This is a genomic window from Oceanihabitans sp. IOP_32, assembly GCF_009498295.1.
In the GTDB taxonomy this organism is placed as follows: domain Bacteria; phylum Bacteroidota; class Bacteroidia; order Flavobacteriales; family Flavobacteriaceae; genus Wocania; species Wocania indica.
The window spans coordinates 36739-56397 of sequence record NZ_CP040813.1; the positions used below are offsets into that span (position 1 = coordinate 36739).

Annotated in this window: 19 protein-coding genes; 12 read left to right on the forward strand and 7 right to left on the reverse strand. The window is 32.7% G+C overall.

What is annotated here, in order from left to right; translation table 11 throughout:
* Positions 1-8: 8 nt before the first annotated feature.
* From pglX to FEZ18_RS00200, 6 genes are all read left to right on the forward strand, one after another.
* On the forward strand, positions 9-3539 hold the full coding sequence (gene pglX / locus FEZ18_RS00175; RefSeq protein ID WP_153266436.1) for a BREX-1 system adenine-specific DNA-methyltransferase PglX: 3531 nt from the start codon (positions 9-11) through the stop codon (positions 3537-3539).
* Between the two features lie 3 nt (positions 3540-3542).
* A complete protein-coding gene (pglZ, locus tag FEZ18_RS00180; protein WP_153266437.1) occupies positions 3543-6038 on the forward strand; it encodes a BREX-1 system phosphatase PglZ type A in 2496 nt (831 codons plus the stop codon).
* Positions 6039-6075: 37 nt separating this feature from the next.
* The gene (gene brxL, locus FEZ18_RS00185) at positions 6076-8088 is read left to right on the forward strand and encodes a BREX system Lon protease-like protein BrxL (RefSeq protein WP_153266438.1); all 2013 of its coding nucleotides are present in this window, start codon (positions 6076-6078) and stop codon (positions 8086-8088) included.
* A 179-nt stretch (positions 8089-8267) separates the two neighbouring features.
* Positions 8268-8792 (forward strand): hypothetical protein, encoded by a 525-nt coding sequence (locus FEZ18_RS00190; RefSeq protein WP_153266439.1) that lies wholly within the window; start codon positions 8268-8270, stop codon positions 8790-8792.
* A 9-nt stretch (positions 8793-8801) separates the two neighbouring features.
* Complete coding sequence (locus FEZ18_RS00195) at positions 8802-9176, forward strand: helix-turn-helix domain-containing protein (RefSeq protein WP_153266440.1); 375 nt, start codon at positions 8802-8804, stop codon at positions 9174-9176.
* Complete coding sequence (locus FEZ18_RS00200; RefSeq protein WP_153266441.1) at positions 9176-9640, forward strand: hypothetical protein; 465 nt, start codon at positions 9176-9178, stop codon at positions 9638-9640. Before FEZ18_RS00195 ends, FEZ18_RS00200 begins: the two co-directional genes overlap by 1 nt.
* 833 nt (positions 9641-10473) lie before the next feature.
* On the opposite strand, the gene FEZ18_RS00205 is transcribed toward FEZ18_RS00200, so the two are convergent.
* From FEZ18_RS00205 to FEZ18_RS00220, 5 genes are all read right to left on the reverse strand, one after another.
* Positions 10474-10806 carry a helix-turn-helix domain-containing protein gene (locus FEZ18_RS00205; RefSeq protein WP_153266442.1) on the reverse strand — a complete coding sequence of 111 codons (333 nt, stop codon included), beginning with the start codon at positions 10804-10806 and terminating at the stop codon, positions 10474-10476.
* A 322-nt stretch (positions 10807-11128) separates the two neighbouring features.
* The gene (locus FEZ18_RS14585; RefSeq protein ID WP_194269491.1) at positions 11129-11302 is read right to left on the reverse strand and encodes a hypothetical protein; all 174 of its coding nucleotides are present in this window, start codon (positions 11300-11302) and stop codon (positions 11129-11131) included.
* A 5-nt stretch (positions 11303-11307) separates the two neighbouring features.
* Positions 11308-11538 (reverse strand): hypothetical protein, encoded by a 231-nt coding sequence (locus tag FEZ18_RS00210; protein ID WP_153266443.1) that lies wholly within the window; start codon positions 11536-11538, stop codon positions 11308-11310.
* Between the two features lie 28 nt (positions 11539-11566).
* A complete protein-coding gene (locus FEZ18_RS00215) occupies positions 11567-11965 on the reverse strand; it encodes a DUF5675 family protein (RefSeq protein ID WP_153266444.1) in 399 nt (132 codons plus the stop codon).
* Positions 11965-12723 (reverse strand): hypothetical protein, encoded by a 759-nt coding sequence (locus FEZ18_RS00220; protein ID WP_153266445.1) that lies wholly within the window; start codon positions 12721-12723, stop codon positions 11965-11967. Before FEZ18_RS00220 ends, FEZ18_RS00215 begins: the two co-directional genes overlap by 1 nt.
* Before the next feature lie 1273 nt (positions 12724-13996).
* On the opposite strand from FEZ18_RS00220, the gene FEZ18_RS00230 reads away from it, so the two are divergent.
* The 4 genes from FEZ18_RS00230 (at position 13997) to FEZ18_RS00245 (ending at position 16481) form a co-directional block, all read left to right on the forward strand.
* Complete coding sequence (locus FEZ18_RS00230; protein ID WP_153266447.1) at positions 13997-14353, forward strand: type II toxin-antitoxin system RelE/ParE family toxin; 357 nt, start codon at positions 13997-13999, stop codon at positions 14351-14353.
* On the forward strand, positions 14343-14633 hold the full coding sequence (locus tag FEZ18_RS00235; protein WP_153266448.1) for a helix-turn-helix domain-containing protein: 291 nt from the start codon (positions 14343-14345) through the stop codon (positions 14631-14633). The genes FEZ18_RS00230 and FEZ18_RS00235 overlap by 11 nt, the downstream gene beginning before the upstream one ends.
* Positions 14634-15297: 664 nt before the next feature.
* Positions 15298-15825 (forward strand): sigma-70 family RNA polymerase sigma factor, encoded by a 528-nt coding sequence (locus FEZ18_RS00240; protein WP_153266449.1) that lies wholly within the window; start codon positions 15298-15300, stop codon positions 15823-15825.
* 179 nt (positions 15826-16004) lie between these two features.
* Positions 16005-16481, forward strand: a complete 477-nt coding sequence (locus FEZ18_RS00245; protein ID WP_153266450.1) for a DUF6155 family protein — start codon at positions 16005-16007, stop codon at positions 16479-16481.
* Between the two features lie 135 nt (positions 16482-16616).
* On the opposite strand, the gene FEZ18_RS00250 is transcribed toward FEZ18_RS00245, so the two are convergent.
* Together FEZ18_RS00250 and FEZ18_RS00255 are read right to left on the reverse strand one after the other, a co-directional pair.
* Entirely contained in the window at positions 16617-17540 is a 924-nt protein-coding gene (locus FEZ18_RS00250) for a LysR family transcriptional regulator (protein WP_153266451.1), read from the reverse strand.
* 78 nt (positions 17541-17618) lie between these two features.
* Positions 17619-17786 (reverse strand): hypothetical protein, encoded by a 168-nt coding sequence (locus tag FEZ18_RS00255; protein WP_153266452.1) that lies wholly within the window; start codon positions 17784-17786, stop codon positions 17619-17621.
* 118 nt (positions 17787-17904) lie between these two features.
* Here FEZ18_RS00255 and FEZ18_RS00260 point away from each other — a divergent pair, with 118 nt between their 5' ends.
* Complete coding sequence (locus tag FEZ18_RS00260; RefSeq protein WP_228122787.1) at positions 17905-18096, forward strand: hypothetical protein; 192 nt, start codon at positions 17905-17907, stop codon at positions 18094-18096.
* 207 nt (positions 18097-18303) lie between these two features.
* Positions 18304-19659, forward strand: coding sequence for a proton-conducting transporter membrane subunit (locus FEZ18_RS00265; RefSeq protein ID WP_410505155.1), 1356 nt, complete (start codon positions 18304-18306; stop codon positions 19657-19659).

The following is a 19659-nucleotide window of genomic DNA, read 5'->3' on the forward strand; positions in this document are numbered from 1 at the left end:
ACGTATTAATGAACACCAACAACCTAAAACGCTTCGCACAAGCAGCACGCTTAAAACTACTGGACCAAATTGGCGCAAAGTTAGAAAAGGTACTCACCACCGATTCTGCAGAGTTACGCGAAAAAGCCAACCAAATAAAACAGTTACAAGAAGCCATTAATAAAAGTAGTAAGCAACAAGTTATTGATACCGTTGCCTATACCTGGTTTAACCGTTTGGTAGCCCTACGCTTTATGGATGTAAACGCTTACGAACCTATTGGCATAAAAGTAGTATCGCCAGCTAGTAATGCCACTTTGCCAGAGTTATTGCAAGAAGCCAAAGCAGGTAATATATCGCAAGAGTTGCCTGTAAACCACCAACGTATTTACCAAATACTAGATGGTACAATACCAAGTAGCAACGCCCAAAATGAAGCCTACAGAGAATTATTAGTTGGTGCTTGCAACCAGTTGCATACGGTATTTCCGTTTTTATTTGAACGTATTAACGATTATTCCGAACTACTATTACCAGACGATCTCATTTCAGAGTTTTCTATTGTAGAAGACATTAAAAATGGCATGCCACCAGAAGATTGCGAAGAAGTGGAAATTATTGGTTGGATTTATCAGTTTTATATTTCTGAAAAGAAAGATGAAGTGTTTGCAAGTAAAGCTAAAATAAAAAAAGAAGACATACCTGCGGCAACCCAACTCTTTACACCTCGTTGGATTGTAGAATATATGGTACAAAACACAGTTGGTAAGTTGTGGTTACAAAACAAGCCACAATCGCGATTACGTGAGCACATGCCTTATTTTATTGAGTCACCATCTGTAAAAAGTGACGATTATTTAAAAATAAATTCTGTTGAAGAGATTACCTTATTAGACCAAGCCTGTGGCTCGGGACATATTTTAGTTTATGGCTTTGAGTTACTTTCTAAAATTTATGAAGAAGAAGGCTATAACGAAAGCGAAATACCCAAGCTCATCATAGAAAAAAACCTCTATGGTTTTGAAATTGATGTACGTGCAGCCCAATTAGCAGGTTTAGCCTTAATGCTAAAAGCACGCAGTTACCAACGCAGAGTCTTTAAAAAAGAAATCACCCCTAATATTTTATGTTATAAAGATTTAAAACTAACAGCGGAAGAGATAAAAGACAGTTTTTCACAAATGGTTTTTAAAGCTACCGATGCTTTATTATTTGACCTTAACAACATGCAACAAGCTACCAATTTGGGTTCATTGATGATACCACAAACCAATAGCCAAGAACTTACTAATATTTTAGAAGTAGTAAATAGTAAACTGAACACCAACGATATCTTTTTAAAGGAAAACTTAATCCAAATTAAAGAGGCTTTAGAGCAATTAGTGTTGTTAAGTACCAAATTCCATTGTGTAGTAGATAACCCCCCTTATATGGGTGGTGGCAATATGAATAAAGCATTGGGCGACTTTGTAAAAGTGTTTTATCCAGACAGTAAAGCCGATTTAATGGCGTGTTTTATGGAAGCTGGTTTAAAAGCTTTAAAACCTAAAGGCTTTTTAGGGATGATTAACCAACACTCATGGATGTTTTTAAGCAGTTATGAAAAACTGCGAAAAAAACTGATAAAAAATACTTTTTTTGATACGCTACTGCATTTAGGGTCTCGCACCTTCCCAGAAATTGGTGGCGAAGTCGTGCAAAATGCTTCGTTTACGTTTTGGAACACAACAGCAGATGAAAAAGGAAGTTATTTGCGTTTAGTAGACGAAAATACGACTGAACTTAAACGTAACAAAACCCTTCAAGCTATTCAAGATTTTGATTGTAGTTGGTTTTATAGGTCAGATCAAAGTGATTTTAATAAAATACCAGGAAATCAAATAGCTTATTGGTTGAAAACGAAATCTTTTCAGATTTTTGAAAACGAGTTAATGGGTGTGCAAACCACTCTATTTCAGGGTATAATTACAGGTAAAAATGACGAAGCCATTAGGTTATGGAGTGAAATTGAAAATAATAAATTTTCTTGTGAATTAGAAGATATTAATGAATTCAATGAATTAAAATATTGGGTGCCTTATAATAAAGGAGGTCTCTCTAAAAAATGGTATGGTAATCTTGAATTAGTTATTAACTTCTCTCAAAAAGGACGGGATTTTACTCGAGGAAAACATCAATTCTATAGATATTTTTTCAAGCCATGTTTTTCGTGGAATTACATTGGTTCAAATACGCCTATGGCTAGATATTACTATGGAAATACTATTTGGGATGTTCATGGTTCTAGTGGTTTTATGAAAGAAAATGACAAACTATTATATAGAATGGCTTTAATAAATTCCAAAGTAGGAAAATACCTTTTAAATATTATCAACCCAACAATTAGTTTTCAGGTAGAAAACATTGCCGCAATTCCAATAATAGAGTCTGATAAAAGCAATTTAGAATTAATTCAGAATAATATTTCAAATTCTAGTGTTGAATGGAATTCAAGGGAAACCGCTTGGGACTTTAAACAAAATGAACTCATCCGTATCAATGGTCAAGACACCTCGGCTTCGCTCGGCACAGGCCTAGAAGAAGCTTATGATAGTTATTGCCACTACTGGCAAAATAAGTTTTTTGAGTTGCACAAAAATGAAGAAGAACTCAACAAACAGTTTATAGACATTTACGGCTTACAAGACGAGTTAACACCAGACGTACTGTTAGAAGATATTACCATTTTAAAAGAAGAAACCAGCATAGTCAACAACCAATTGGTATTTAATGCCAAAGAGGTATTACAACAATTTGTAAGTTATGCAGTGGGTTGTATGTTTGGGCGTTACAGTTTAGATAAACCAGGTTTAATCCTCGCCAATCAAGGCGAAACTTTGGAGGACTATCTTAAAGCTGTCACACTGAGCGCAGTCGAAGTGTCTTTCCTTCCCGATGATGATAATATTATACCAATCCTAGACAACGAATGGTTTGAAGACGATATCGTAGGACGTTTTTACGAGTTCTTAAAAGTCACCTTTGGGAAGGCCAATTTTGAGAAAAATCTCGCTTTTGTAGAAGAGTGTTTGGGTAAAGACATCCGTAAATACTTCTTAAAAGACTTTTATACAGACCATGTAAAACGCTATAAAAAACGTCCTATTTATTGGATGTTTTCTTCGCCATCAGGTGCGTTTAACGTGCTTATTTATATGCACCGCTACACACCAGATACGCTTAACCAAATACTAAACGGCTACCTAAAAGACTACCGCGAAAAACTAACAGCAGAATTAGACCGTCAAGCCCACCTTAAAAATGTGGGAACCGCCAGAGAGCAAACCCTTGCTACCAGAGAAGAAGACCGCATCCGCAAAGTACTACTAGAATTACAAGAATACGAGCGCGAACTCTACAAAATGGCCACAGAACGCATCAGCATCGATTTAGATGATGGCGTATTGGTTAATTACAACAAGTTTGGTAAGATTATTAAAGAAGTAAAAGGCCTTAACGATAAAAAAGCCAAAGACAAAGTGAGAAAATTTGATTGGATAGATGTAACGGAAATAAGGTAAAAAATGAGTCAAAAAATACAAGAAGCATTAGAACATAAATTCAAATCGCACGATGTCATATTTTGGTATGATGAGAACAGTGAACTCAAAGAAGATTTTGAAAATTTAGTATTTAATAGTATTGAAAAAGTACATGTAAATGGCAACGAATTTGAAGTAAAACACCGCGTAACAACCAAAAAGGCTGAAGAAAAATACTTACTCTATTTTAATACCAAAAAACCAAAAAACAACGAAAACTGGTTGTTGGATTTAGAGTTGGCTTACCATCAATTCCATACAGATCAAGAAGCCATTATATTACAAGAATTAGGGTTAGACTTTAATTTTAAAACATTAGTGGCGAAGCATCTATTGTTTTTTAAATCCAAAGAGCGTTTAGATAATTTAAAAAGCCTATTAGGTGATGGCGATAGCCATAATGATATTCGCTATAAAATGCTGGCAGTAGTCTTTAACACGGAACACGTTAACCTAAATACCTTTATTCATGCACATGGAACCGCGTTTGCCAATGGCAACGAAAAAATGGATCGTGATCTGGAGCGTTACAATTTAGTAGATTTCTATTGGAATGAAATTAATGATAAGTTTAAGTACCAAAATAAAGCACCTAAAATTTATGATTTCTTAATTGAAGCATTTAGCAATAGCGCCATAACAACGGAAACATCTAAATTATCAAAAGAGTCTAAATTGTTACTGTCGCTTTGGAAAGACACCATCACTTATAGAACAGGGTTCAATACCATTTCAGAAAAAATTGCTGAAGATTTAAACATAGAGGACCAATTAAACACCATAAATCTTGAAACAATTCTAGAAGAAGATCTATTTAAATTAATAGATAAAAAAATAATTCACGAATTGGTTCATCGATTAATTGACGAAAGTATATCAAATGAGAGTATTCAAACAAGCATTAAGTCTAGAGAAAATAAATTTTGGTATACAACTTTCGAACCCTACTACCAATGCATAGCATTTGCTTCACAATTACAGGATAAAATAAAAACCACACAAAGTATTTTTAAATCCATTACCGATGGTCTGCAAAACTATACCAATACCTATTATGAAATAGACTATTTGTATCGTAAATTCATACTATGGTATAGAAAATCGAACCATGATAGTATTTTAGGAAGATTAGCAAATACTATTGAAAAACTATATACCAATACTTGGTTACTAAAATCTAACAACCAATGGCAAAAAGTCGTTAATAATGTTAATACTTGGCCAATTAACGAAAGTTATGCCCAACGTCAATTTTATAAGCAGCACGTAAAACCGTTTGTAGATAAGAACCAACGTGTTTTTGTGATTATTTCAGATGCGCTTCGTTACGAATGTGGCGCGGAGTTAAATAACCTTTTAGTAAAAGAAAATCGCTATGATGCTTCAATACAAGGGTTAGTGGCTTCAATACCTTCATATACACAATTAGGTATGGCGTCATTGCTTCCCAATACAGATATAAAAATTGATGAAGGTAGTGATGCAGTAAGTGTTGATGGCATGTCGGCTTCTGGGGTTATTGGAAGAGCAAAAATTTTACAACAGAATTCAGAAGCTAGAGCGACGGCAATTAAAGCGGATGATTTTATGCAATTGAATGCCAATACAGACGGTAGAGAATTTGTAAAGCAATACGATGTTATTTATATCTATCATAATAGAATTGATAAAACAGGGGATGACAAAACTACTGAAGATAAAGTGTTTGATGCTGTTGAAGATGAATTAGACTTCTTTATGGAAATGCTAAAGAAAATTTCCAATATGAATGGTAATAACATGCTTATCACTTCAGATCATGGTTTCTTATATCAGTATCAAAATATCGATGAAAGTGATTATATAAAATTAGAAGTAAAAGGTGATGTCGTAAAATACAATAGACGCTTTGTTTTAGGCAATGATATAACTGCTAACGACACTGTAAAACAGTTTACACAAAAACAATTAGGGCTTTCAAGTACGGGTGATGTATTAATTCCAAAATCAGTAAATAGGCTACGTGTAAAGGGAGCGGGCTCTAAATTTGTACATGGTGGTGCGTCGTTACAAGAAATTATTATTCCTGTTATTAAGGTCAACAAAAAAAGACAAGACACCACAACTTTTGTAGACATTGATATTATTAAATCAACAGATAAGATTACAACAAATTTATTGCCAGTATCATTTATTCAAATGACTGCGGTTAATAAAAACAGTTTAGGAAGAACTATTCGCGCCGCAATATTTGCTGAAGACAATACGATGTTAAGCGACCAATATAAATACGTATTCGATAGCGAGGATGAAAACCAAAGGCAACGTGAAGTGAAACATAGGTTTCAATTAACAGCATTGGCTAGTGGTAAATATAAAAACCAACGCGTAAAATTAGTCCTCGAAGAACCTATGGATCGTTCAAATAAATGGAAAGTATATAAAGAATATTACTATACACTTAACATATCATTTACAACTGATTTTGACGGATTTTAACTAGTAACTAGTCGCTAGTAACTAATAGCTAATGGATATGAAAACATTAAATGAAAAAATAAACACCCACTTCGCAGGTAAAGTAGTCCGTAAAGATCTTACTAAACTAGTTAAAGGTAATGCTATTGTACCCACTTACGTTTTAGAATACCTATTAGGTCAATATTGTGCGACTGATGATGAAGAAACCATTATTCAAGGGGTTGAAACAGTCAAAACTATTATAGCTAAACACTTTGTACATCGCGAGGAATCCCAAATCATAAAGTCAATGGTTCGAGAAAAAGGATCTCATAGAATTATTGATAAAGTGGCTGTGCAATTAAATGATCGTCAAGACAGATATGAGGCGTCTTTCGCTAATTTAGGACTGACTAGAATACCAATTTCAGATAGTATCATTAAAGAACATCAGAAATTATTGTCAAGTGGTGTTTGGTGTATCCTTACTTTAGGGTATTCACCTTCTGAAGAAAGAGATCACACACCTTGGTTTGTTGAAAGTTTAAAACCCATTCAAGTATCTAATGTAGATATTGATGAATATAAAAGTACACGTAAACAGTTTTCAAAAGAAGAATGGATAGACATGCTAATGCAATCCATTGGTTTAAATCCTACTGAATTTACATTTAGATCAAAATTATTGCAACTAACACGTTTAGTACCTTTTGTAGAAAACAATTATAATTTGATTGAATTAGGGCCAAAAGGAACTGGTAAATCTCATATCTATTCAGAAATGTCACCACATGGAATTTTAATATCTGGTGGTGAAGTATCGAAAGCAAAATTATTTGTAAATAACAGTTCTGGTGAAATTGGTTTGGTAGGCTATTGGGATGTTGTAGCATATGATGAATTTGCAGGTAAAACAAAACGCGTAGATCGTGGTTTAGTAGACATCATGAAAAACTATATGGCAAACAAGTCATTTTCAAGAGGTACTCAAGTATATGGCGCATCCGCATCTATGGTTTTTGTGGGGAATACAGACCATTCTGTAGCTTATATGCTCAAGCATAGTGATTTGTTCGATGCACTACCGAAAGATTACTACGACACCGCTTTTTTAGACAGAATGCATGCCTACTTACCAGGTTGGGAAGTTCAAAAATTGCGTAACGAAATGTTTACATCGGAATATGGTTTCATAGTAGATTATCTGGCTGAAATATTAAAAAACTTAAGAAAAGAAGACCGTACGCACGATTACACGAAGTTTTTTGAATTATCCAGTACTATTACAACTAGAGATAAAACATCCATAGCAAAAACCTATGCAGGTTTAATTAAAGTCATTTATCCAGATGATGCGTATTCAGAATTGGAAGCAAAAGAAATATTAGATTTTGCAATCGAAAACAGAAAACGCGTTAAAGATCAATTGCGTAAAATGGATGAAACCTTTGAAGAAGTAGATTTTAGTTATGTGAGTAAATCTTCAGGTGAATCATTTGACATAGAAACTTTAGAAGAAATCCAATACAAACCAAAGCCAGTTGTTTCTGAAGGAAATGAAAACCAAATGGTTTCAAATGAAAGTAGCCCTCAAATAAAAGATAAAATCCAATTAAATCCTGGTCAAAAAATCATTAGGGATAACCAAACAGGTATTTCCTATGATAACCTGTTTGGAGCATATTTATTAAACAGTTCGGATATCAAAGTGGTGGATCCTTATGTTAGATTGCCATATCAATTGAGAAACTTAATGGAGTTTGCAAAACTAATCGCTGAAAAAAAAGAAACCGATTCAGAAGTCAAATTACACCTGGTAACAAGCAATAATGAAGATTTTATAGCGAATGTAAAAGAAGCCTTTGACCAAATGACATATTCATTAGAATCCATGGGTATTATTTTTTCCTATGAATTTGATGATTACATTCATGACAGGTCAATTACATCTGATAATGGTTGGAAAATAATCCTCGGAAGAGGCCTTGACATTTGGCAAAAAACTGGTGGTTGGTATGATATCAGTGAATATGTTCAAGAACAACGTATTTGTAAAGCTTGTGAGATTACATTTGTAAAGGAAGGATAATTACTTTGCGTTTTATAATTTGAATTATTGTTAAGGATTGTGAATAACTATTTACAATAAAGTAAACGGTTTTACATAAATTCGAAACCTTTATAATTGTATTAAAAAGCGCTTTTGGTTGATAGTAGATATCATAAAATTAACTTAAAAGTGAAATAAATTTGTAAATTAACTTATAAGTGAATAACTTTGCACATATAAAACCAATAGCACAATACAAAAAAGTAGGCTACTATTCAGTATGTATTAATGATAATGAAATCTCTTTATTTGAAAAATTTATCAAACAACATACAAATACGAATAAAAAAAAGTTAGACCATATACTTAATTGGCTAAAAGTTATAGGAAACAAATATGGTGCACAAACACATCACTTTAGACCAGAAGGAGAAACAGCTGACACTTCTGCACTCCCACCCAAAGGAGTTGACCGTAAACCTCAATATACAGAGTATGGTAAAAAGAAAGCAAACAATTTGCGATTATATTGTTTGAGAGCAAATGAACACATTGTTTTCTTATTTAGTGGAGACATTAAAACAACTAAAAAAGCGCAACACTGCCCAAATGTTAAAGATCATTTTAAATTAGCAAACCAAATTACTAAAGCAATTGATAATGCTTTTATAGATAAAGATATCACTTGGAACGATGATTATACACAAATAGAATGTAATGAAGATTTTAAAATCTATTTCTAAAAACACACTATGAAATTTCCACAAAACAATATTATAGATAATTGGTTAAACAAAAATGGTAATCCTGAAATAGCAAGATTAGTAGAAAAAAATCTTGCCTTAACAGAAAAGATTAATTCCATATTAAAAGAACGTGGTATTAAAAAAGGTGAATTTGCTAAAATGTTAGGCAAAAATCCTTCTGAAGTATCAAAATGGCTATCAGGTGCTCATAATTTAACTTTGAAAAGCATTAATAAAATGGAGTTTGTTTTAGGTGTCGATTTAATTAATATTGAACCTATTACAGAAGTTAAATATGTGTATTTAGGCTTAATTCAAGGCGGTGAACTTGAAAACGCAATGAACGATTATGAAGATTCTAATTACAATATTGCTATGTAATGTCAGAAGTCAAAATAAATCCAGAAAAATTACACCTCTTTCATATTAACATTATTGAAAGTTCAATAAAAGATTTACCTAACAAAGGTAAAGTTCCTTTTAGTATTAATGTTGCGCATAAAACAATGCACAATTTAAAAGATGAACGTATTAAAATTGGCCTGTTAATTGACCTCCAAACCAATAGTTCTGAAACAAATAATGCAAATGCTCACTTTAATATAGATTTTCATTTTCAAATAGAAGAATTAAAAAACTATTTTGAATTAAACGAAAAGAACGAACCTATTTTTGCAGGTTTGTTAATCGCAACTTTATTAGGCGTTAGCTTCTCTACTGCAAGAGGTATTATTTATGAGCGTCTATCAAATACAAATATGCAAGGAATTATTCTACCTGTTGTATCTCCACAAAAAATGCTTACACAACAAATAATTGAGGATAATAAAGATATTAGTAAGTAATTATATCCCCACAACCCAAAACCCGGATCGAGCGTTTAGAATCTATCAGGTGGATAGATTTAGCGAAGAGGCCAGCTGGCGTGGTGGTTTAAACTATTTTATTTTGTAGTCCCCACAACCCAAAACCCAGTTTTCTCGCTTGCTTTAGCTTGAGCCTGTCGAAAGCTCAAAACCCTCTGTCTTTTGTGTTGTTCCGCTTACCTTACAAGTTTAGCGTTTTTTTGGTCTTCAAGGTAATAGCACATTGCAGTTTTGGTTTTCATAAAATCAAACCAAAATACAATAAGCTATTACCTCTATTATGGTATCATAAAAACCCTAAACTCCCCCAAGCTATGTTACATAATACAAGTTATAATACTTCCCTATTTGTAGCCCTACGGGCGTATTTTATTTCGGGTGTAGTTATAACTGGTATTATGTAAAATATCGGCTAGCCTTTGCGCACAATTTTGTACAAAAAACACAATTAGCCGATATTCACGAGTACATTCATTTTAAATAGAAAAGGCACGAGCTAAATATCGGCTTACCTACGCTCAAATTTGAACTTAAACATAAACTTTTCGTTTCTTTGAAATTATAAAACCACTTTTCCCCACCACCCAAGTCAGCGGTTATAAAAAAATAGGCATACAAAATGTATTTATACGCCATAGCACATTACTTTTTTCGTTCCTTAAAAAAGCAATAAGCTATTGTCTAAAAGTCCTGTATAAGTAGCTTGTTTAAATGCTGTTTTATCAAACAACTATTTAAAACACTACCCATACAAACGCTTCATCCAACGCTCAAATACGAACTGAAACCTATTTTTTTAAGTGTTAATTCCCCTAAAAGTGTTTCCCTTTTTTAATTAAATAATCAGATGCTTGTTTTTCAATATCATCCTGTGTCCATATTTTATTTTCCAACACCCAACTATTTATCGTTTCCTTATCAAAATAAAGCCTTTTACCTCTTTTAGAATGCGGTATAGTATGACTACTTGTTAGTTTATATATATGCGATTTTGATAAACCTAAATAATTTGAAAGCTGTTCAATATCCATAATTTTAGAAGTAATAATATTGGTTTCTTTTGTACCAATATTTGAATAGATGTTTTCAAGTAAGTTTTCAATTCTCTTTAATCTTTCGTTAATAATTTCAAAAGGATTTTCCATAATAATCAAGTTTATATTAGAGTATGAAAATAAAAAAAGGCAGCAAATATAGGTAGCTTCCTTCTGCCAGCGCCCAATGCTATAAAGGTCAAGCCCTACGGGTTTTGAATAAAACTTTTTTCAAATAAACTCTAAATGTCAGATTCAAGGTTTTAGTATAAAAAACTTTTATCCAAAAACCTTGACAGCATCACCCACGCTACCTTAACATCAGCTTTCTTTTTTCTTTTCTTTTAAAAAATTAATTGCAAAAGAAAAAGTCCAATCGAAATGACCGGACTTTGTATAATTCAGTAAAGGTTACCAATCAAAACTGAATATTCTATTTTTTAGATTTTGTTAACCATTTTAAGAAAAGAGATACAGCGAAACTAACCGAAGCACCAACGACTGCTAAAATAACAGTTTTTAAAATATCTTCCGAAAAAATATTCGGTATGATACTCAATAAAGTACCCGACGTGGTGCCAACTTTTAATGAAATATCTGCTTTCATGAGTCCTAATGTATCTCAACCTCTTTTTTAGCCTGATCATCAACCGTGACTTGACTAACAGCAGATAAAACGCCTCCTGCAACCGCTACATAACCGGCAATGGTTACGATGCTTGCAGGTAAGGCAATAGGAGCAGCAATAATACTACCGCTAACAGCTAATAATGATAATCCGATGGTTCTCAAAATTCTAAAAAATTTAGGTGTGGGAGCTTTAGCTCGTTCTTTTAAATTCATAACATATATTTTTAAGATGAAACGTCTTTTAAGCAGAGGTAATTAACAATTCCACTTCCGTATTCTTGTCTAACAGTGGAAAAACCAAATCAGTCAATTTTTTGAGTGCTTTTCTTGAATAATTACCCTTACCTATTCCAGTGCAATTAGATACTGGTGCAATGCAACCTAACAGTTCTTTTTTGGCATCATTTGCAGGATGAATTAATATGAATTGTCTTCCTGGTACATCAATGAGATGTATATGCCAACCAAACTTTTTACTAAATCGCTTTTTTAGAATGTACTTCCCTTCAGGAATACAAGATACCATGCGCCTGTTATTTAACCAGGGCAATTCAATGGTATAACAAATAGTTTTTCCATCGTATTGCAATAGTCCATGAGTACCTTCAGGGAAATAGATCCTATGTAATACTAATAGCATTATACACCACTATCCACTTTTACAATAAATAATGGATTGTATGCACCATTTTTAAGCGGATACATTTGGCCATTAACCTCTTGATAAAACTCAATACCTAGTGCTAAAAACAAAGGTTTTGTGCTGTTAGCAGTAACAGCATTACTCAAATTGATAGCTGCAGTTGCAGTGGTATCCCATGGTAATATGGCTGTTTCTGAAGTAGCAACAACAAAAGTTTCTGCTTCAAAATCTACTTCAACACCACCAGAAACCATTTTAAAATGCGTAGTTCCACTTGGAGCTGCAATCATATTAGATGGAATAAAAGAAGCGAGATCAGCATCCAAAGTACCAGCGACACGATCAATCGTTGCGGTAAATGGTGCGAACAAGCTCGTTCCTAATTTCCCTCGAATATTAAATTCAAATCCAAATAACAATTCAGCTTCACCATCAATCACGTTTCGTAATCCACGTACACTAGTCGTGTCCGCTTGAATCACTTTTACCATAGATTGGGTTAATCTGCTTACCATTCTGCTGTCAGCAGAATTTAAGAGCAATGGTCGTAGTGCTGTTCTTAAAAGTTTACCTGCCTTCCCTGCTCTACCAAACTCTGAACCATTTTCACGCGTTCTTTGAAACGCAGGATCATTTGCAATTCTATTTGCATCAATACCACCTTTTTCGCGCGCTAAATGTCCGTCTTGGGTTTTATAAAAGGTAATATCTCCAATAGTACCTTTTAGTTTAATTATGCCTTTTTGCCTTGCCATAATTTTAATTATTTAGTTAAACAATCCGTTTAAATCAATAAGATGTTGCAACAAACTCGATAGATTTGAAAACAAATATGACTTGACTAAATCAATAATAAAGGCAAGGGCAGTTCCATATGTCACTAACTGCTCCAAATGGCAGTAAACAGCACAAATAACCTCTAAAAAGGAATGGAAGTTGAGGTATATTACCAATAGAAAGAATTGACTAAAAAAACAGTATTTTTAATCAGGCTTAAAATGGAATCATTTAGTAAGCTAATGTATATTAAAGCCTAACCAAAAGCATAGATAGTATATGAAAAATGACATGCAAAGAGTATGCATCTATCCAAAAGACGTTCAGCTAATCACGGGGAAGCGTTATCGTCAAAGTGTAAGACTCGTAAGGAAAATTAAAGAAGACCTCAATAAGACCACCAATGAGTTCTTAACCATTGATGAGTTTTGTGCTTATGCTGGCATAAAATATGAACAAGTCTCTCACTTGATTTTAGGATAGTAAATCCATTTAATAATTGGGAGATAATTCATTAACAAAAACAATCCATGCCCTATTAAAACTAGTTCAAATTTTAGTGTTCTATAACTAAAAACCCTTTGATTTATTGACTTAATTCACTACTTTTACAATACACAATTTAGTGGTATTTAGTACGTAAAAAAAGGAGTCTAAATCGGTTACCTTTATTGATTTTAAAATCATAAGTATCTGATTTATAATAGCATAGTAAGAGGATTACAATCCCTCTTTCTCCGCCAAGATTTATTCAAAATCGACGAAAGTCCTGTAAACTGAATGTTTATGGGACTTTTTATTTTGCCCAAAACATCAAAATATGTATTAAAAAGGATCAAGTCCAGGATCAGGATCAAGTCCAAAAGTGGATCATTCTCAAAAGTTGTGTGTAAATTGAAATAAGATTGCGATTTTTGTTTTTAAAAATATTATTTTGGACAATTATCTAGAACTACTCAAACTTATTTTACCTGAATTTTTTATACTCTTATTTAAATTCTATCAGTGAATTCCAGAATTATAAAGAAGGATTTAAAAACGCATTTAATGTAATAAAAAACGGGCATTATGTTGCTAAATGTAGCTTTAATTCTATTAAAATTTCATTAAATTCGTAACCTATAGATATAATGGATATATATACACCATTAATTATATATACGTTGTAAAACATACCCAAAAAACGCTCGGAAAGTAAAATTAACATTCTAAAATTTTGAAAATAGTAACTTTTAAGTTACCTTTGTCTTAATGGGAAAAGTTAGGCAAGTAATACAATACAAAAATTATTTCGAGGAGTTTTTGCTTGCTCAACCGAAAAAAGTTCAAGACAAAATATTTAAGGTCATTGAAATAATTGAAACCTATCAACATGTGCCAAAAACATACTTGGCACCAATGAAAACTCATAAAGGATTATTTGAAGCCCGAATTAAATTAGGCTCGAATATTTGGCGAGTTTTTTGCTTCTTCGATAAAGGTAAATTAGTTATACTCTTGAACGGATTTACAAAAAAGACGCAGAAAACACCGAAAAAGGAAATTGATAAAGCTGTCCGATTAATGAAAGAGTATTACGAAGAAAAAAACCAAAAACATGGAAACTAAAAGCTGGAAAGACATTAAAGATAAAGTTTACGGAAAAAAAGGTACTGAACGCAGAGACGAACTTGAAAGAGATTTTGAGTCCTTTAAAATAGGTTTGCTTTTGAGAAATGCTCGTGAGGAAAAAAATTTAACTCAACAACAACTTGGAGAATTGATTGACAAAAAACGAACTTATATTTCTCGTGTAGAAAATGATGGTAGCAATTTGACTTTAAAGACTTTATTTGATATTGTAGAAAAAGGACTTGGCGGAAAAGTAAATATTTCAATAGAAGTCTGATATAAAGTACGTTTTACAATAACTAAGCATTCGTGTGGTCGGTACGACCCAACATGAATGCCGTGTTGACTGAACCGGTGTTTGTCGGTTCGCCCTTATGGGGAATGGTCTGTTTTGGATTGGATTTTTAGGAGTTGGTTTTTTCTGTTTTGGGAGTTTTCGACCTCCCTTTCTTTGGAAGATTAAAAGAACATGGCAGATTTAGGACTTACTTTTCCATGTTCATTACTGCTTTGATGCGTTTTCTCGTCTGGCCTACCCAGATCTTTTTGTAGTTCTGGGATTAAGGTTCTTTTATAATAGCTGCTCAAGACACCATAGTGCCTGATGCGGGGAAGCTAACAATCTAATTTGTCGATTGAAATAACAACAAACAAGTTCTTTAGCTCACGCTAGACTTTTTTGGGAGATTCTGGATGTGTTAAAAAAAAAAAAAACGAAAACGATGTATCTTTTTTGTGGTTTACCAGTCTACTTAATGAATAGTAAAACATTAAAGTTATGAATAAATGTAAATGCACAGCATGCGATTGCACAAAATGTAATTGCGGAAATTGTTTAGAAAATAATTGTACTTGTTCTAAATGCGAATGTGATAAATGCGATTGTTGCTAAATATTTTAAAGGTTAGTTTTTAAACTAACCTTTTTATTTATTTTTGAATATGGAAACACAAAAAATATGGGACAATTTTAATGATGAACTGTATTTCTTCATTCTAAAAAAGGTAAAAGACCAAGACAAGGCTAAGGATATTTTTCAAAATACATTCTTAAAAATTCATAAGCATTTAACTAACCTCGAAAAGGAAGAAAAAGCAAGAGCATGGATTTTTCAAATTGCTCGTAACGAGATCTTTAACTACTTCAATAAAGAATCTGTTTATGTAGAGCAGTTGAGTGTGAATAAAGAAATTCCTTCCGAAAAATATGTGCGAATATGTTGTTTTGATAGATTTATAAATGATTTGCCCGAAATTTATAAACAAGTAATTGAATTGACTTATATTAAAGGACAAAAGCAAAAAGATGTTGCAAAGGAATTAGAAATAAGTCTTGAAAATGTAAAAGTGAGAATTAAAAGGGCAAAAGATATTTTAAAGAAAAAATTTAACGAATGTTGCAAATATGAGTTCGATAAAAACGGTAAATTAACAGGAAAAGCGCATTGTTCTATATGCGAAGCTAACTAAAAAAAACGGTTGGCGTACAAAATTAATGGCTAGTTATAGACTACTTACCAGAAGACTCACAGATTTTCTATTCGTTTTTTACCTGCCTGCCGGCAGGCAGGTTTGCTAAATTAGGAGCTTAAAGGCATCACTAATCTCATACATAAACTTTAACTATAAACTGAGAAATCAATTTAAATATGTCACTAAGAGCATTAAAAAAGGAATTAAACCAAATGGACAAAACTGAAATCATTAATCTGATTTTGGACATGTATAAAAAAATTCCTGATGCTAAAAACTTCTTAGATATATTCACAACAGGCGATATTGAGAAGTTAACAGATAAATATAAAAACGAAATTGAAAGATATATTTATCCACATGGAAGGGATATGGTTTTACGCGAAACCGAGGCACGAAAAATAATTCGCACAGTTCGAAAAATGAAAATCACGCAATTAAACGTGGCATTAGAATTACATTACGTAAGTTGTTGTTTAGAAATTATCGACGATTTTGGATATTGGGAGGAGAACTATTATGTGGCAATGGAAAAAATGTTTGATAATGCGATTAACGGAATAAATGAAATGGGAATGGAAGAAAAGTATCTTGAACAAATAAGAACACTATCTTATAAGGCGAGTGAATTTGGATTGGAACTTCAATATTAGCATGAGAACATCCCGTGGCAAAAAAATACTACGGTAAACATAACAAGTAAAAACCAAAACAACTGTTTTTTGCCAACGCTCTAAAAATGAAGCTTTTGAATACACATCAATTCAGTTTTTAAATTGGCAATTGCATCATTTTTGACTAGAATATTGATTTATCCAAGCAAAATTTTCATTGATAATCTTGCTTTTATTTGTTTTCAAAAATTCAAGATATGCAACAGCAGTGGGCGACAGTTTCTTTGATTTCAGCCATATAAGCTGCCATTTTGTAACTATTGGCAGGCCTTTTAATGGAATAATATCCAGTTCATGATTATGTAATTCATTTTTCAAACCAATTAAAGGCATAATTGAAAATCCCAAACCAGCAATTACAGCCTGTTTCACAGCCTCATTTGAGGTTAGCTCCATTTTCTTTCTTACTGGATAATTGTTTTCTGAGACTACTTGTTCCATCGTATTTCGTGTTGCAGAACCTTCTTCACGATATATTAAGGGTAGTTTTTCAAAATCTTTTTTCTTAAAAGTTTTATTCGATTTACTACCAATCAAAAAAAGTTGATTATCCATTAATTCTATCGAAAATACATCAAGTGTTTTTGGTACCACAGAAACCAACGCAAAATCAACTTCATTAAGTTCCAGGCTCCTTACTACCTTGGTTTTGTTTGTGACATCCATTACCAAATCAACACCTTCGTGCTCCCTCATAAAGCCAGATAAAAAATAAGGCATCACATATTTGCCTGTAGACGCTATCGATATTTTGAGTATCCCTGCTAATTTCCCTTGGTGAGCAAGTGTTTTATAATTAATAGCATGCACCTCTTCAATTATTTTCTTTGCAGCTTCAGCAATCTCCATTCCAAAATCAGTAACAAATAATTTTCTACCTACAATTTCAGTTAATGGAATGGAAAATTGATCTTGAAAATTTTTCAATTGAATAGATACGGCTGGTTGTGTTAAAAAAAGTTTCTCAGCTGTTTTGGTAACACTTTTACTTTCTGATATTTCTAAGAATATCTTTAATTGATGCAAGGTATAATTCATAAAATATTTTAATGTAAATCATTGCAAATGTAAATAAAAATTTATGGTTAAGTTTTTGAAACTTTGCGTCGTAAATCATTAAACGGCATATCCGTTTTTCGTCATACCACGAAAAAATCTATGCTCGTCTGCAAAATCAGCGAGAAAACAAATAGTAGATACGGGAGAATTATCCCGCGGATTACGCAGGTTTACGCGGAATAAAAATAAATATTTGTTTTCGTGATTGTGTACAGTTGTCATCATAAGTTACTAATTTATAGGTTTATGACATTTAGTGGACGATCAATCATTAAAATTTAAAATATGGAAATCAAAATAAGAACTCAAATTGGAAATCAGGTACATACAGTTCAGTTGGTGGATGGTGAATTCTCTCCATCACAAGCAAATGATGTCATTTCATCACTCATCAACCAAAAAAATCAATTATTATAAATTAAAAGGACTTCAAAACTGGGAAAGAAATCACAAATATGATGAAGAACCCTTAAGAAATCAAATTAAAGAATTAGAGGAAGCTATGAAACAAACCAAAGATTTTATGACGGAATAAAAAAATGGTGGAAAAAACGTAAAAGTTGACGAAATATAAAAATCACAGTCTTAGAATAATTATTCAAAATACACACCTATACACAATATGGCATTAACTAACGAACTACCCCAAAATCAATCAAACCAAAGGGAAGAGCATAAAATCCCCTTAATAGCTGCACTGGCAACTCCCCTCTTATGGCTCTTATTTTTTTGCTCAGTAGGCTTGCTCATTTTTCATCAAGTCAATAATACACAATGGAATTTTAATGATAGTTTCCGAATAAACGGATTTACACTCCTCATTTGGATAACTGTAACTTTCTTTAGCGCTGTTGTTAGCAGTTATTCGAAGAATTACTTAAAAGGTTTTAAGTATCACAGAAGATTTACAGCACTTAGTTTAAGTTTTACGTTATCGGTTATGCTTTTTGTGATGTCCAATCATATTGCTCCATTTTTAATTTCTTGGTTATTAATGGGCTTTTTTATGGCACGATTGATTGGAGTAAACTCTGATTGGGGTGAAGCTAAAGAAGCATCAAGATTAGCTCAGAAATATTTTTTTGCTGGTACAGCTTTATTGAGTATTGGAGTTTTAACACTTTCCTTTTATAGCAATCTTTTTACCATTACTGAACTGGTTGAAAATATCGAAAAAATACCTTTTTACATTGTTATTATTGCTGCATTCTGTATTATAACTGCAGCCATTATACAATCTGCTATGTACCCATTTCATCGCTGGTTGCTTTCAGCCATGACAGCCCCAACTCCAGCATCTGCACTTATGCACGCAGGTTTTGTAAATGGTGCTGGTATTTTGCTTACCATTTTGTCTGCTGTTTTATTAACATCGAATACGCTAACATTAATTTTTATCATTGGAGGTCTCACTGCTATTATTGCTCAATTTACAAAACTGCTTCAGGTAAATGTGAAACAAAAACTTGCTTGTTCAACTATTGCTCAAATGGGTTTTATGATTATGCAATGTGGTTTAGGTTTTTTTAATGCAGCAGTAGCTCATTTGATTTTGCATGGGTTTTATAAAGCCTATTTGTTTTTATCATCAGGAGAAGAAATTGCTCATACTGCTCCTAAAAAACTAGAGAAAATAAAAATAAAACCTTTTCAAGCTATTGTTGTACTAATATCTGGTTCGGCTGGGGCCATTTTATTTGCAATACTCACGGGTAAAACAAATATAAATGACACCAGCGTTTTTCTTACTTTAATTGTTGCCATCACAGTAGGTCAGGTTGCTTACAATATCGTGAAGGAAAAGAGTTTATCCAATATTCAAAAGGCGATTGTTCCCATTGTTCTTTCTGTTTCTGGAATAGGTGCGTATGCTTTACTCTACAATGGCGTGACTAATTTAATGTCAGACATGCCTTTTTCTGAAGTTCCTCAGCCACTTTCTGTATTGCAAATCGTATTTGGTGTAGTGTTTCTATTAGGCTTTTTTATTATGAAACTTGGGCTTTACAAAAAAATACCATGGCTCTATGTAAAACTGCTGAATTTATCTCAACCCAATAAAAAAACAATTCTTACCTATAAAATTTCAAACAAATGA

Bases quoted from the DNA above. Each gene is read 5' to 3' on its own strand.
- pglX (WP_153266436.1), top strand. From the start codon at position 9: ATGAACACCAACAACCTAAAACGCTTCGCACAAGCAGCACGCTTAAAA.
- pglZ (WP_153266437.1), top strand. From the start codon at position 3,543: ATGAGTCAAAAAATACAAGAAGCATTAGAACATAAATTCAAATCGCAC.
- brxL (WP_153266438.1), top strand. From the start codon at position 6,076: ATGAAAACATTAAATGAAAAAATAAACACCCACTTCGCAGGTAAAGTA.
- FEZ18_RS00195 (WP_153266440.1), top strand. From the start codon at position 8,802: ATGAAATTTCCACAAAACAATATTATAGATAATTGGTTAAACAAAAAT.
- FEZ18_RS00200 (WP_153266441.1), top strand. From the start codon at position 9,176: ATGTCAGAAGTCAAAATAAATCCAGAAAAATTACACCTCTTTCATATT.
- FEZ18_RS00205 (WP_153266442.1), bottom strand. From the start codon at position 10,806: ATGGAAAATCCTTTTGAAATTATTAACGAAAGATTAAAGAGAATTGAA.
- FEZ18_RS14585 (WP_194269491.1), bottom strand. From the start codon at position 11,302: ATGAAAGCAGATATTTCATTAAAAGTTGGCACCACGTCGGGTACTTTA.
- FEZ18_RS00210 (WP_153266443.1), bottom strand. From the start codon at position 11,538: ATGAATTTAAAAGAACGAGCTAAAGCTCCCACACCTAAATTTTTTAGA.
- FEZ18_RS00215 (WP_153266444.1), bottom strand. From the start codon at position 11,965: ATGCTATTAGTATTACATAGGATCTATTTCCCTGAAGGTACTCATGGA.
- FEZ18_RS00220 (WP_153266445.1), bottom strand. From the start codon at position 12,723: ATGGCAAGGCAAAAAGGCATAATTAAACTAAAAGGTACTATTGGAGAT.
- FEZ18_RS00230 (WP_153266447.1), top strand. From the start codon at position 13,997: ATGGGAAAAGTTAGGCAAGTAATACAATACAAAAATTATTTCGAGGAG.
- FEZ18_RS00235 (WP_153266448.1), top strand. From the start codon at position 14,343: ATGGAAACTAAAAGCTGGAAAGACATTAAAGATAAAGTTTACGGAAAA.
- FEZ18_RS00240 (WP_153266449.1), top strand. From the start codon at position 15,298: ATGGAAACACAAAAAATATGGGACAATTTTAATGATGAACTGTATTTC.
- FEZ18_RS00245 (WP_153266450.1), top strand. From the start codon at position 16,005: ATGTCACTAAGAGCATTAAAAAAGGAATTAAACCAAATGGACAAAACT.
- FEZ18_RS00250 (WP_153266451.1), bottom strand. From the start codon at position 17,540: ATGAATTATACCTTGCATCAATTAAAGATATTCTTAGAAATATCAGAA.
- FEZ18_RS00255 (WP_153266452.1), bottom strand. From the start codon at position 17,786: ATGATGACAACTGTACACAATCACGAAAACAAATATTTATTTTTATTC.
- FEZ18_RS00260 (WP_228122787.1), top strand. From the start codon at position 17,905: ATGGTGAATTCTCTCCATCACAAGCAAATGATGTCATTTCATCACTCA.